This is a genomic window from Gemmata obscuriglobus (genome assembly GCF_008065095.1).
In the GTDB taxonomy this organism is placed as follows: Bacteria; Planctomycetota; Planctomycetia; order Gemmatales; family Gemmataceae; genus Gemmata; species Gemmata obscuriglobus.
The window spans coordinates 7,532,392-7,544,404 of the sequence record NZ_CP042911.1 but is presented as its reverse complement, the minus strand read 5'-3'; the positions used below and the strand labels follow the sequence as shown (position 1 = coordinate 7,544,404).

Below are 12,013 nucleotides of genomic sequence, written 5' to 3'. Positions count from 1 at the left end.
TGATCAGTAGCGGTGGTGGTGGTGCTTCGCCGTGAGGTCCGGCGTCGAGTGTCGCATCAGCTTCTGGGCGCGGGCCGAGCGGACGCCCATGCGGTCCGAATCCGTTCGCTTCGCGTGCCGTTCGTAATGGAAGTCGTACACCTGCCCTTCGGCGTCCGTGGTCTCGTTGCGGGGCGAACGCATGGCCGCCGTTGCGATCGGTCCTACGCATGCTTCGGGGTACGGCGCCACACGGAGCAGTGTGCATCCGCTGTAACGCAAAGGGCTTCGAGTCAAAAGTCGTCAGGCCAGAAATTCGTAACGTCACAAGATATTGTTGCCGTTGGATTCGTGGCCTTGCGACTTTCGACGATCGGACTTTTGACCTGAAGCCCTTACCATTTCTGCCAGGTCGGCGCCGGGGCCGACGTGTTGAGTTGCTTGCGCAGCAACTCGCCGCGGTCGGACTGCTTCACCAGCGGCTGCACTTTTTCCAGATCCGCGGGGTCGAAGCCGGCGCCTTTCATCAGCTCGCGGGCGCTCTTCGTGGTCTCCTCGGGATCGACTCCCGGGGCGGTTCGCGGGTACCGCTTTTCGTGGTACGCGAGGTTCGCCTGCTGGCTCGCGTCGTAGGGCGTGCCCCCGGGAACTATCGACCCCGCGCCGTGGCCGGTGTCCCGCAGCGGTGCCACCTCACGGGCCACGCTCCTCGCGTTCCGCGCTTCCGCCACCATCTGGCCGAGTTCCGAGCACAGCACCGCCGCGAGTTCCTCGTCGGTCTTGCACTTGTTCACCAGTCCCTCGCTGATGAACAGCTCGTTCGGGCCGCGGTGGAACAGCGTGGGCTCCTTCACGCCGATCGTGAAGATCATGGGCTCGATGCCGGTGAACGTGTTCTGCACGACGATGCGCCGGCTCAGTACCTCGACCCGGCTGGCGGTTTGGAGCGACGCGGCCGGCACGTCCTTCGGGTTGAAGTTCGAATTGCCGTCGTCCGGCCCGAACAGGCGGCGCGCGGACCACGACCCGTCGGACAGGCACCCGGTCGAGGCCAGCAGCGCGAGGCCCGCGACCAGTGCGGCGATGCGGTTCATGCCGGTGCTCCGTGTACACAGGGAGCCCGCCGATAGCCGGTACGCCGGGGCGTGTCGAGAGCGCCTTTCCGGCGCGCCGCGCGGCGCTGCGCCGAGCCGCGGCTTCGCGAGCCGGACCGCTCCGGCACGTGCGTCAGACGTACATCCAGCCCTCGCGGGTGAGTCGCGGGTGTACCGCGAGGGCCTTGTGGTCCGCCTCGCGAACACCCCGAAGCGCCCCGACCGCCGCGATCACCGCGTCCAGCGCGTCCCCGCCCGGGTTCCGCATGATGACCCGTCGGAAGTGGTCACCGATCCGCACCCGCCGGGCCAACCCTTCCAGAATCGCGTGCCGGGTGGCGACGCACCGGCGCGGCAGCGGCCCGCCTTTCGGGTGCTTGTAGTTCTGGTGCGGCAGCCCGTCCCTCTTCAGCACCGACGACGGGCAGCACTCCACCACGACCCGCTTCGCCTTCGGCACCTTGCGGTACTGGAACGGCAGCACCGCCGTTCCCGGCGTCGCGGCGAGCGGCCGGACCACGTCGCGCATGCCGAAGAAGGTCTGGTAGATCATCCGGTAGTGGAATGCGTCGAATGGGGCCTTCGCGGCCACGTCCGACTGGCGGCGGCAGTGCAAGGCGGTGCGGTGCAGCGCCGCGGACATGGCCTGCGTGCGCCGGATGCACTCCAACCCACAATCGTAGGCGTCCTCGTATTCCGCCAAGAACGCGAAGTGGTCCGCCCACGGCGCGTTTTCGGGGAACAGTTCGACCGGCAGCCCGAACGGGCAGTCGAAGCCCCACAGAGCGCCTTCGCTCGCGTTCACGATTTCGACCAGCGCCGCGAGGCACACGCCGCGCTCGGCGGTGCCGCACAGCCGGTCGAGCCGGTCCAGCGACACGAGCCGGGGTGCCACGGTCCGCGGCACCGTGAGGCGCGCGACCCAGATGCACCGCCCGGCCCGCTTCGCGCCGGAGAAGTCCACCCCGCACGCCGATTCGAAATCGGGCACCCTCAACTGGCTTCCTCCGTTGCATCCCGAGCGGGCGTGTGATTAAGTGTCGCACACGAGACCGTGTTCGGCGAGGCACGTTACGGACTCATGCCACAGCCCCCATTCGATGTCGTGTGGACGGCGGAATACGTTCGCGCGCTGGCACCCCGCGCCGCGCCGTCGGCCCGCAAGGTGCTGGCGCAGGGCGGGCTCCAGGCGGTCGAGCCGACCGCCGACGGGCGCGGGTGGTGGGGGGAATGTCGCGCCCCGGTCGGCGGTTACCAGGTGACGGTCCGGCGCGGCTGGGACCGGCTCAACTGTCGGTGCGACTGCCCGAGCCCCACGGCCCCCTGCGCGCACGCACTCGCGCTGCTCCTGCACCTCGTCGAGCACCCGGAGCTGCGCGCGACGGCCGGCGCGCCCGAGCCGCCCCCGGGCGACTTCGAGGCGCTTCTGCGGGCCGTGTTCGCCAGCCCCGACGACGACACCCCGCGGCTCGTGTTCGCGGATTACCTTGATGAGAACGGTCAGCCGGACCGGGCGACGCTGATCCGGCTCCAGTGCGAGCAGGCGCGGCTCCGGGCCAACAGCAACCGCTACAAGGAACTCGCCCGGCTCATCGGCCGTCTCGCGCCCGACATTCGGAAGCGGACGGGCGTGTTCCCTTACGCGGAACGCTACACCGGGATGCGGTACGCGTTCCGCCGCGGGTTCCTGCACCTGATCGGGCGCTTCAAACCGTTCGACCTGGACACGGCGCCGGCCCGGTTCGTCAACCTCTTTCGCGACGGCTGGGTGGAGTCCGTTCGTACCACCGTTGCCGACGGCAGCGGCCTCGCGGCGGGTTGGGGGGCGCTACTGGCGCGCGTGGCGGAACTGGACACGTCCGCGCGCCCGCACGGGAACGCCATGCCCGCGCTGATCGCGGCGACCGCCGCGGCGCGGGCGAGCGGCCGGCTGGTGCGGTTCACGGTCCACAAGCAGGACCAGGGCCTGTTCAACTGGCTGGCGCTGCTCCGGGACTACGAGCGGAAGCCGGACCCGCCCGCCGGGCTACGGGCCGACCGCGGCGAAGACGGAGCGGGCACGCCGCCGCCCGAAGCAGATCGGTAAAATCCTTGCCCCGGACGGGGCGCATCTCACGGCCCGGGGGCGCGCCACTCACCCGGCGGCGCCGGCTCGCTACGCAAGCACCGCACGCCGGCAGCGACGGTTGCGGTGGCCGGTCCGCTTGGGTAGGGTAACCGCGAACCGTCTTCGTGTTTTGCTGTTCAACGTTCGGAGCGCCCGAGATGGATCTGCTGACCGCGGTGTACGAGTTCGTCAAGCAGTACGGCGCCACGCTGGCGCTGGTGGCGACGTGGGCGGGCGTCGGGCTCGCGTGGTGGCGCCGCCGGTCGCAGTTCCGCCGCAAGGAGTTTCTGACCCAGGTGAACTTCTCCCTGAACCTGTTCGGCGGCACGCTGATGATGCGCACGCTGGTGGAGCGGATGGCCGCGGACGTGTGGCCCAACGCGCACGGGCTGGGCCTCCTGGACCGCGCGGCCCGGCGCACCACCGACCCGGACCCGTTCATCCGGCTGACCGACAAGGAGGACCGCGATTACGCGTACCGGGCGATCAAGAACGCGCTGTCGCAGTTGTGCCCGGCCACGTTCGTGGCCGCCGCGCTGGGGGCGGAGGTGCGCACCGGGACGTTCCTGTTCGCGCTCACGTGCGAGCGGTATGAGGAGGGAATGCGGACGATCAAGCTGCGGGTGATCCTGATCGAGCAGAACACGCTCCGCGAGTGGTGCGCCCCGGGCGGCAAAGGGGACCAACTGCCGATGCCCGAGTTCTACCGCACCCGGTTCAAGACGCTCCAGGCGATGTACAAGATGGACGCGGCGGCGCAGGCCGGCGGGCCGGACGAGTTGGGCCGGGTGGAGTTGGGTGTTCAGGCGTGACGCGGGCTACTTCTTGAGCTGAAGTGCGGCGGTGACGAGTAGGCTGATGAGCCCGAACCCGAACCTGAGGGCCGCGAGCCACAACTGCCAGCCGCGGTCCGCGTTCTTTTCCAAAGTCCGGGCGCGCTCTTCCCAGCTTTCCTTCTGACCACGGGCGCGCTCCTCAAGGGCCGCGTTCTTGACTGCTAATTCGACCACCTTGTTGCGCAACTCGTCTTCAACCTTCGCCCGGTCGCTCACCTGACCTTCGATCGTCTTCAGCGCGAGGTCCGTGACCTTCTGGTAGGTGTCGAGGGCCGCTTCCAGATCGCGAACGCGAGCGGTCAGGTCGTCGATCCGTTGGGTGGGCGACTTCCCGGGCATGACTGACTATTCTTCTCCGACCGTTGCGAGTGCGGTCAGGTCGCGGCGGATGCGGGCCAATTCTTCCTTGAGAACACCGGACAGGGCACGGCTGAAGTGCCACAGCGGTTGTCGAAGCGCGCGACGCATGGAATCGTCGTCCTTCAACTCGCCGGCATCGAACGAACAGGCAACCACGCCGATATCCTTGTTCCCAGACACGTTCGGGGTCGTGAGGTCGAACCCCGGTCGCAGGTCACCGCCGCTTTCGGGCACGAACCACCACCTCAGTTCGATCTCGAACTTTTCGGCGACCTCGCGGAGTTCCGATTCGAGGAATTCGGTTGCACGGCGCACCTTCTCACGGAGGTCCGCCGAGATTGGTAACTCCACGCCCGTGGTCTCGTCGCGCGTCTGAATCGTTGTGCGGAGCATGCGCCCTCCTCCTCGCGATGAGTCTCAGGCATTCTAACACCCCGTCCGCTTGGCCGCGCCCCGGATGTGTCCGTAAACCTAATGGCGAACCACGCTGCCGTAGGCGCGGCCGACTCCTCATCCCACGGAAGATCATGAGCGCGAAGTACGTTTACTCGTTCGGCGGCAAAACGGCCGACGGCGACGGCAAGATGAAGGAACTGCTCGGCGGCAAGGGCGCGAACCTGGCCGAGATGTGCAAGATCGGCATCCCGGTGCCCCCCGGGTTCACCATCACCACCGAGGTCTGCGCCGCGTACTACGAGCAGGGGAAGAAGATCCCCGACGCCGCCGTCCCGCAGATCGACGAGGCGCTCAAGAAGGTCGAGGCGGAGTTCGGCAAGAAGTTCGGCGACCCGGCCGACCCGCTGCTCGTCAGCGTCCGCTCCGGCGCGGCGCTCTCGATGCCCGGGATGATGAACACCATCCTCAACCTCGGCCTCACCGACGCCAGCGTCGAGGGGCTCGCCAAGAAGACCGGCAACGACCGGTTCGCCTACGACAGCTACCGCCGGCTCATCGACATGTTCGGCTCCACCGCGATGGGGCTCGAGCACGAGCACTTCGAGCACGAGCTGCACTCCATGAAGGAGGCCAAGGGCGTCAAGCTCGACACCGAGCTGTCGGCCGACGACCTCAAGGAGCTGGTGAAGCGGTACAAGGCCGTCTACAAGAAGGACGTGGGCGAGGACTTCCCGCAGGACCCGAAGAAGCAGTTGATGCTCGCCATCAACGCGGTGTTCAACTCGTGGAACGGGCACAAGGCCATCGAGTACCGCCGCATCGAGCGCATCACCGGGCTGAAGGGCACCGCCGTCAACGTGCAGGCGATGGTGTTCGGCAACATGGGTGAGGGCTCGGGCACCGGGGTCGCGTTCACCCGCGACCCGAACACCGGCGAGGACGTGTTCTACGGCGACTACCTCATCAACGCCCAGGGCGAGGACGTGGTGGCCGGCATCCGCACCCCCGAGCCGATCTCGAAGCTCGGCGAGGACATGCCGAAGGTGTACGAGCAGCTCGTCGGCATCCGCGCGGCGCTCGAGAAGCACTACAAGGAGATGCAGGACATCGAGTTCACGGTGCAGGACGGCGTCCTGTACATGCTCCAGACGCGGACCGGCAAGCGGACCGGCACCGCGGCCGTCCGCATCGCCGTGGAGATGGTGAAGGAGGGGCTCATCGACGAGACCACCGCCGTCAAGCGCGTGGCCCCGGACTCGCTGAACCACCTGCTCCAGCCGCAGCTCGACCCGAAGGCCAAGAACAAGCCGGTCGCCCAGGGCATCGCCGCCAGCCCCGGCGCCGCCAGCGGCATGGTGCTGCTGTCCGCCGAGGCGGTCGTGGCCCACGCCGAGAAGCACCCGAACGACCCGATCCTCCTGGTCCGCAAGGAGACCTCGCCCGAGGACGTGGCGGGCATGCACCTCGCGAAGGGCATCCTGACCAGCACCGGCGGCAAGGCCAGCCACGCGGCGGTCGTCGCCCGCGGGTGGGGCAAGCCGTGCGTGGTGGGCTGCGAGGCCGTGAAGATCGACGAGGCCGCCCAGACGGTCACCATCGCGGGCACCGTGGTGAAGGCCGGCGAGTTCGTCACCATCAACGGCACCACCGGCGACGTGATGATCGGCAAGGTGCCGACCGTGCCGCCGTCGATGACCGGCGACTTCGCCACCCTGATGGCGATGGCCGACAAGGTGCGGAAGCTCAAGATCCGCACCAACGCCGACTCCCCCGCGGACGCCGCCAAGGCCCGCGAGTTCGGCGCCGAGGGCATCGGCCTCTGCCGCACCGAGCACATGTTCTTCGGCAAGGACCGCATCGCCGCGGTGCGCGAGATGATCCTCGCCCCGGACGTGGAGGGCCGCACCAAGGCGCTCGCCAAGATCGAGCCGTTCCAGAAGGCCGACTTCGTCGGGCTGTTCGAGGTGATGGACGGGCTGCCGGTCACCATCCGGCTGCTCGACCCGCCGCTGCACGAGTTCCTCCCGCAGAAGGACAACGTGGCCGGCGCCGAAGAGGTGGCCCGGCAGACCGGCACGACCGTCGAGAAGATCTTCGAGCGGGTGGACGAGCTGCACGAGATGAACCCGATGATGGGGTTCCGCGGGTGCCGGCTGCCGCTCGTGTTCCCCGAGATCGGGGACATGCAGGTGCGGGCCATCATCGAGGCCGCCATCGAGGTGAAGAAGAAGGGCAAGAGCGTGCTGCCCGAGATCATGATCCCGCTCGTGGGCGTGGTCGAGGAGCTGGCGATCCTCAAGAAGCGCGCGATCGCGGTGGCCGAGGAGTGCATGAAGGCCGCCGGGGTGAAGGTGGAGTACCAGGTCGGCACCATGATCGAGCTGCCGCGGGCGTGCATCGCGGCGGACAAGATCGCCGAGGAGGCCGAGTTCTTCTCCTTCGGGACCAACGACCTGACCCAGATGACGTTCGGCTTCAGCCGCGACGACATCAAGGGGTTCATGCCGACCTACCTGCGGGACAAGGTCCTGCCGATCGACCCGTTCCAGACGATCGACTTCAACGGCGTCGGCGAGCTGATGAAGATCGGCATCCAGAAGGGCCGGACGAGCCGGACCGAGAAGCACGGCCAGCACCTGAAGGTCGGGATCTGCGGCGAGCACGGCGGCGACCCGGACAGCGTGGTGTTCTGCCACGCGATCGGGATGGACTACGTGAGCTGCTCGCCGTTCCGGGTGCCGATCGCCCGCCTCGCGGCGGCGCAGGCCGCCCTCGGTGAGGCCGGCAAGCGCGACAAGTAACTCGCGCGACCCGAGCGTGAGTCCGGGTGTGGGGATGTAAATCGGGTAGGAGGGGGGATTGCTCCCCCCGTCCTCCCACACCACCGGACATACTTCGCGTATCCGGCGGTTTCTACTTCTGGTTTAGCTTCTCGAACCTCTGTCGCAGGCACACCAGCCCGAGTTTCTCGAACCACTCCTCGGTCATGGCGCGGTGGGCGGCCTCACTGCCCGCCGGACGCCACCAACCTTTGCCCTATGAACTCGTCTGACGCGTCCCGTTCGGGAACACGGGCCCGACGAAGGAAATCGGCGATCGCACCCGACCGCTTACACTCCTTCAACCGCACGCAGCGCAGCTTCCGCCGAATCCAGCCATCCACATCCGGTAACAGGCTCCGCATCGCCGCATGGCGGAAGTACGTCACCCACCCGGTGAGGAAGCTGTTCAACTCGCCGACCACCCGGAGTAAGCCGATTCCGCGGTTCCTTCGGGTGATCTGCCGAATACGATCTTTGGCCCGCTCCAGACTCTTGGGCGCCATCCCCAACCGCCCGTCCCCCAGGAGTCGATCGCCCAGGAACGTGCGCTCCTGGACCGGCGCCACCGCGCTCTTCTCCCGGTTGACACGCAATCGCAGCTTGCCTTTTGACACGCAATCGCAGCTTGCCTTCCAGGAATCGGATCAGCGACGCCATCACCCGTTCGCCCGCCCCGGGCGACTGCACATCCACGTTGCAGTCGTCCGCGTACCGACAGAACCGATGACCGCGTCGTTCTAATTCCCGGTCCCAATCATCCAACAACAGGTTCGCCAGCAACGGCGAAAGTGGTCCGCCTTGCGGAGTCCCCTCATGTCGCGCGATACAGACACCGTCTTGCATCAGCCCCGCTTCGAGGAAGCGGCGCACGACCCGCAACAGGTGCTTGTCGGCCACACGTCGGGCCCGCCGCGCCATCAGGATGTCGTGGTTCACCCGGTCGGAGAACCGTTCCAGGTTCACCACGATGGTTCGTCCCTCCTCCACGTACCGCTTCGCCGCGGCCAAGGCGTCGTGCGCCCCGCGCTTCGGACGGAAGCCGTAGCTGGAGTTCGAGAAGGTCGGGTCCAATAACGGTGTGAGCACTTGCAGGATCGCTTGCTGCACGAGTCGATCCACGACCGTCGGTATCCCCAACTGTCGCTGGGCGCCTCCGGACTTGGGGAGAGGGGGCGAACACCCTCACGCTATCGTGAATGAGGACTAATGGCCGAAACAGAGCCGGGCTCAGTGGGGGAAGTGGACCCGCAAGCCCTCCTTTGCCAGATATTCGGGGTGGAATACGTACCTCCATCGCCACCACCGAAGAGCATTGAGGTGGAAGTAGATTGGCTATCTGCCACAGAGCTCGATGCTCTGCTCATATTCCTTCAGCCCCGTGTCACTCGTCGCAAACCTCTCCTATTCGGCGTTGCGGGTTGCCGTCGCATTTGGCACCTGATCAGCGACATAAGGTTACAGCAACTCGTCGAGGTGGCTGAACGGTTCGCTGATGGAGAAGCCTCGAAGAGAGACTTGCGGCGTGTGGCGAAGGCTGTCAGCGGTCCACGCGATGGCGAGTGGAACGGAGCGTGTTATTCGGCTGTGACTGCTCTGGCGGATTTTGCCTACCCAATGGGGCCGGCGAACATCGTCACGAAGTACGCACCCCTTGCCCTGTGCAAGCAAGATGAGTCTGTTCGCTCGGATGAGAGCAGAGCCATCATAAAGGGTGAAAAGGCCGCTCTTGCCGTGCTGGTCCGTGATATCTTCGGTAACCCCTTTCGCCCCGTGATCGTCAACCCGTCGTGGCTCACATCGAATGTCGTCGCGCTCGCCACCGGCATCTACGCCGACCGTGCTTTTGATCGCATGCCGATCCTGGCCGACGCCCTTCAAGACGCCGGGTGCGATAACGCCGACATCCTGACTCACTGCCGCAGCGAGGCGCCGCATGTTCGTGGGTGCTGGGTGATCGATTTGCTGCTGGGAAGGGAGTAGCTTCGATGACCGCCTGAAGCAAAGAAGCCGTTCGGCTGAAGAAGTTACCCGCTCAAAACGACAACCCCACCGACAGGCCGATGGCCCGGCGGTGGGGTGTCTACCCGAATAAGGACAATCCATGCCCGCGCGGTGTACCGTCCTGGTACGCGTCCGAGTGGGCAGAACAGTAAGCGAGTACGGAGCGCGTGTCAACCGCAGGCGAGTTCCACGAGGGACTCGACTTCTTCGGCGGCGATGCGGGCCGCGACCTCGGCCCGATCGATTTTGATGTTGGAGGGGGCCTTGATCCCGAGTTTCACGCGGCCGTCGCCACAGGCCGTCACCGTGATGCGGATGTTGCCGTCGATGATGATTTCTTGGCCGGTCTTACGGGTGAGCACGAGCATGGTGGCCTCGTCCTTGAGGGAGTGGCAAGTTGTTGTGAGCAGAAGCAACCTGCGGACCAAAATCGCTAAAGTTCCGCGAACACAAAACCGACAAGTCCGGGTTGCTTGCGGTTCACTGTAGAACACGATCTCTTCCCTGCGGGACTCTCCCTTTTTTCCCCTCAAGTTCCGATGTCAGTTGTCCGACATGGCATTCGGCTTCCCACGGGTTGATAAGTTGGGTACCTTGTGCCCGGTTCCGGCGACCTCACGGCTGGCGGCCCCTCCGCGCGCTGTCGAAACCACAGCCGCCACTCACAGCCCTTCGGATGATGCGGGGAACGCATCGATCGGGTGCGCCTATTCGCCCATCTCTGACACACTGTCACCGCTCACGCCCGTCGCGCCTGTGCCAGGCTCGCACAGGCTTTTGCGAGAGGAATCGGCGTGCCCCTTCCGCAGGGGCACCAGCGGCGTGCCGCACGTCGGACGGTGAAAAAGTTTGGACGATCGGCCGGCTCGACGCACGAGTGAGGTGAGATGAATGACGCCACCCCGACCGACGGCGAACTGGTGCGTCGAACCGCAGCGGGCGATTGCGACGCCTTCGCCCGGTTGTACGACCGGTACGCGCGGCTGGTCCGGACGGTCGCGGGTGACGCCGGTCCGAGCCTCGCCGAGGACATCACTCACGACGTGTTCCTCCGGGCGTACCGGTCCATCGCGACGCTCCGGGATGCCGAGCGGTTCGCCCCGTGGCTCGTCGGGATCGCCCGCCGCGTGGTTCAGGAAACCCGGCGGCGGAACCGCACGCGGGAACCGCTCCCGGATGACCTCGCCGACGGGCGGGCGGCCGAGCACGACATCGACGGCGCGGACGAGGCGGCCTACATGCTCGCGCTGGTGGCCCGGTTGCCCGAGGAGGAGCGGCGGGCGATCCAGTTCTTCTTCCTGAACGGCCGCGACGGGAACGAAACGGCCCGCCTTCTGGGCCGGTCCCGGTCGGGCACATACGCCCTAATCACGCGTGCTGTCGGAACACTCGCCCGGTGGATGGGGGCCGATCGACCGGCCGGGGAGGTGCCGCAATGAAGTGCCCAACCGACGACGCCCTCGTCGAACTCGCCCTGACCGGCGATGCCTCCGCGGTTCAGCAGCACGTGGCCGGGTGCCCGGCGTGCGCGGCCCGGTTCTCCGACATCAATGGCGTCATGCACGGGATGGAAGCGGCCCACGCCGCGGCCGATCGCGGCCACGCGGCCGGGCGTGCGCGGCTGCTCGCGGCCCTGGCCGCGGAGCCCGCACCGACACGTAACACACTCCTTTGGAGGGTTCTCATGGATCGACGCACCTGGATCACGTCCGGGGCCATTTCGGCCGCGGTGATTGTCGTCGTCGTTCTCGGCTGGGGCGGGACCCCGGCCGTCGCTTTGGCCGATGGCCTCAAGCCGTTCAAGGAGGCGAAGTCCTTCTCGTGCGATTACGTCCTGCTCCATGACGGGAAGCCGGCCGCCGTCGCAAAGACGATGACCGTCAAGCTGACGTGGGCCGCGCCCGGATCGTTGCGCAACGAGATCTTTGCCGGCGGCAAGTCGCAGGCCGTTGCCATTCTCCCGCACGGGAAAGAAGGGGTCGCCATCGACCACCGTGATAAGACGTGCGACTCGTTGGGCGGAAAGCCCGGTGCGCAGGAGGCCACGCTACTCAAACTCGTTCACGGGCTGGCGACGTACTCGGGTGGGGACAAGAAGGCGGCCGGGACGGATGAAATCGACGGTGTGAAAGCCGCGCGGTTCGAGCTGGAAATTCCGAACGCCGGGGCGAAGGACGCGCCCTGGCGGTACCGGATCTGGGTCCACCCGGAGACGAAACGGCCGGTGCGGCTCGAGTTCGCGCTCCAAGCTGGGAAGGACCCGACGGCAAAGGGCGTCGCGGGGGTTCGGCTCGAGAAGTTCGAGTGGGACGTGAAGACGGACGGGCTGTTCGATACGAAGCCGCCGGCCGGGTACAAATCCGCCGTGGAGGAGAAGAAATAAGATCGATGAACGTATACCTTACAGTAGGACCCATT

At 66.7% G+C, this 12,013-nt stretch carries 13 protein-coding genes and 1 pseudogene; 6 read left to right on the top strand and 8 right to left on the bottom strand.

Annotation, left to right across the window (positions count from 1 at the left end):
- Positions 1-3: 3 nt before the first annotated feature.
- The 3 genes from GobsT_RS31055 to GobsT_RS31045 all read right to left on the bottom strand — a co-directional run bounded on the left by GobsT_RS31055 (position 4) and on the right by GobsT_RS31045 (position 2,064).
- Complete coding sequence (locus tag GobsT_RS31055) at positions 4-183, bottom strand: hypothetical protein (RefSeq protein WP_010039028.1); 180 nt, start codon at positions 181-183, stop codon at positions 4-6.
- 191 nt (positions 184-374) lie between these two features.
- Positions 375-1,073 carry a hypothetical protein gene (locus tag GobsT_RS31050; protein WP_010039030.1) on the bottom strand — a complete coding sequence of 233 codons (699 nt, stop codon included), beginning with the start codon at positions 1,071-1,073 and terminating at the stop codon, positions 375-377.
- A gap of 133 nt (positions 1,074-1,206) precedes the next feature.
- Positions 1,207-2,064 carry a DUF429 domain-containing protein gene (locus GobsT_RS31045; RefSeq protein ID WP_010039036.1) on the bottom strand — a complete coding sequence of 286 codons (858 nt, stop codon included), beginning with the start codon at positions 2,062-2,064 and terminating at the stop codon, positions 1,207-1,209.
- 90 nt (positions 2,065-2,154) lie between these two features.
- Between GobsT_RS31045 and GobsT_RS31040 the strand changes: the two genes are divergently transcribed.
- Positions 2,155-3,159: a TIGR02996 domain-containing protein gene (locus GobsT_RS31040; protein ID WP_029600854.1), complete on the top strand. Its 1,005-nt coding sequence runs from the start codon at positions 2,155-2,157 to the stop codon at positions 3,157-3,159.
- Between the two features lie 179 nt (positions 3,160-3,338).
- Positions 3,339-3,992: a hypothetical protein gene (locus tag GobsT_RS31035; protein WP_010039044.1), complete on the top strand. Its 654-nt coding sequence runs from the start codon at positions 3,339-3,341 to the stop codon at positions 3,990-3,992.
- 6 nt (positions 3,993-3,998) lie between these two features.
- On the opposite strand, the gene GobsT_RS31030 is transcribed toward GobsT_RS31035, so the two are convergent.
- Positions 3,999-4,355 (bottom strand): hypothetical protein, encoded by a 357-nt coding sequence (locus tag GobsT_RS31030; protein WP_010039046.1) that lies wholly within the window; start codon positions 4,353-4,355, stop codon positions 3,999-4,001.
- Between the two features lie 6 nt (positions 4,356-4,361).
- Positions 4,362-4,769, bottom strand: a complete 408-nt coding sequence (locus GobsT_RS31025; protein WP_010039048.1) for a hypothetical protein — start codon at positions 4,767-4,769, stop codon at positions 4,362-4,364.
- A 134-nt stretch (positions 4,770-4,903) separates the two neighbouring features.
- Here GobsT_RS31025 and ppdK point away from each other — a divergent pair, with 134 nt between their 5' ends.
- On the top strand, positions 4,904-7,573 hold the full coding sequence (gene ppdK / locus GobsT_RS31020) for a pyruvate, phosphate dikinase (RefSeq protein WP_010039053.1): 2,670 nt from the start codon (positions 4,904-4,906) through the stop codon (positions 7,571-7,573).
- A 203-nt stretch (positions 7,574-7,776) separates the two neighbouring features.
- Here the strand turns inward: ppdK and GobsT_RS40100 are convergent, their stop codons facing one another.
- Both GobsT_RS40100 and GobsT_RS40095 read right to left on the bottom strand, forming a co-directional pair.
- Entirely contained in the window at positions 7,777-8,187 is a 411-nt protein-coding gene (locus GobsT_RS40100) for a group II intron maturase-specific domain-containing protein (RefSeq protein WP_232068433.1), read from the bottom strand.
- A gap of 94 nt (positions 8,188-8,281) precedes the next feature.
- Positions 8,282-8,701 (bottom strand): annotated as a pseudogene (locus GobsT_RS40095) (reverse transcriptase domain-containing protein); the annotation flags it as partial.
- A gap of 99 nt (positions 8,702-8,800) precedes the next feature.
- Between GobsT_RS40095 and GobsT_RS40090 the strand changes: the two are divergent.
- Entirely contained in the window at positions 8,801-9,574 is a 774-nt protein-coding gene (locus GobsT_RS40090; protein ID WP_232068432.1) for a hypothetical protein, read from the top strand.
- Between the two features lie 191 nt (positions 9,575-9,765).
- On the opposite strand, the gene GobsT_RS31005 is transcribed toward GobsT_RS40090, so the two are convergent.
- On the bottom strand, positions 9,766-9,963 hold the full coding sequence (locus tag GobsT_RS31005) for a carbon storage regulator (RefSeq protein ID WP_010052357.1): 198 nt from the start codon (positions 9,961-9,963) through the stop codon (positions 9,766-9,768).
- Positions 9,964-10,482: 519 nt separating this feature from the next.
- Here GobsT_RS31005 and GobsT_RS31000 point away from each other — a divergent pair.
- Positions 10,483-11,034, top strand: coding sequence for an RNA polymerase sigma factor (locus GobsT_RS31000; RefSeq protein WP_010050207.1), 552 nt, complete (start codon positions 10,483-10,485; stop codon positions 11,032-11,034).
- On the top strand, positions 11,031-11,978 hold the full coding sequence (locus GobsT_RS30995) for an anti-sigma factor (protein ID WP_010050208.1): 948 nt from the start codon (positions 11,031-11,033) through the stop codon (positions 11,976-11,978). Before GobsT_RS31000 ends, GobsT_RS30995 begins: the two co-directional genes overlap by 4 nt.
- Positions 11,979-12,013: the final 35 nt, after the last annotated feature.

Bases quoted from the DNA above. Each gene is read 5' to 3' on its own strand.
- GobsT_RS31055 (WP_010039028.1), bottom strand. From the start codon at position 183: ATGCGTTCGCCCCGCAACGAGACCACGGACGCCGAAGGGCAGGTGTAC.
- GobsT_RS31050 (WP_010039030.1), bottom strand. From the start codon at position 1,073: ATGAACCGCATCGCCGCACTGGTCGCGGGCCTCGCGCTGCTGGCCTCG.
- GobsT_RS31040 (WP_029600854.1), top strand. From the start codon at position 2,155: ATGCCACAGCCCCCATTCGATGTCGTGTGGACGGCGGAATACGTTCGC.
- GobsT_RS31035 (WP_010039044.1), top strand. From the start codon at position 3,339: ATGGATCTGCTGACCGCGGTGTACGAGTTCGTCAAGCAGTACGGCGCC.
- GobsT_RS31030 (WP_010039046.1), bottom strand. From the start codon at position 4,355: ATGCCCGGGAAGTCGCCCACCCAACGGATCGACGACCTGACCGCTCGC.
- GobsT_RS31025 (WP_010039048.1), bottom strand. From the start codon at position 4,769: ATGCTCCGCACAACGATTCAGACGCGCGACGAGACCACGGGCGTGGAG.
- ppdK (WP_010039053.1), top strand. From the start codon at position 4,904: ATGAGCGCGAAGTACGTTTACTCGTTCGGCGGCAAAACGGCCGACGGC.
- GobsT_RS40090 (WP_232068432.1), top strand. From the start codon at position 8,801: ATGGCCGAAACAGAGCCGGGCTCAGTGGGGGAAGTGGACCCGCAAGCC.
- GobsT_RS31005 (WP_010052357.1), bottom strand. From the start codon at position 9,963: ATGCTCGTGCTCACCCGTAAGACCGGCCAAGAAATCATCATCGACGGC.
- GobsT_RS31000 (WP_010050207.1), top strand. From the start codon at position 10,483: ATGAATGACGCCACCCCGACCGACGGCGAACTGGTGCGTCGAACCGCA.
- GobsT_RS30995 (WP_010050208.1), top strand. From the start codon at position 11,031: ATGAAGTGCCCAACCGACGACGCCCTCGTCGAACTCGCCCTGACCGGC.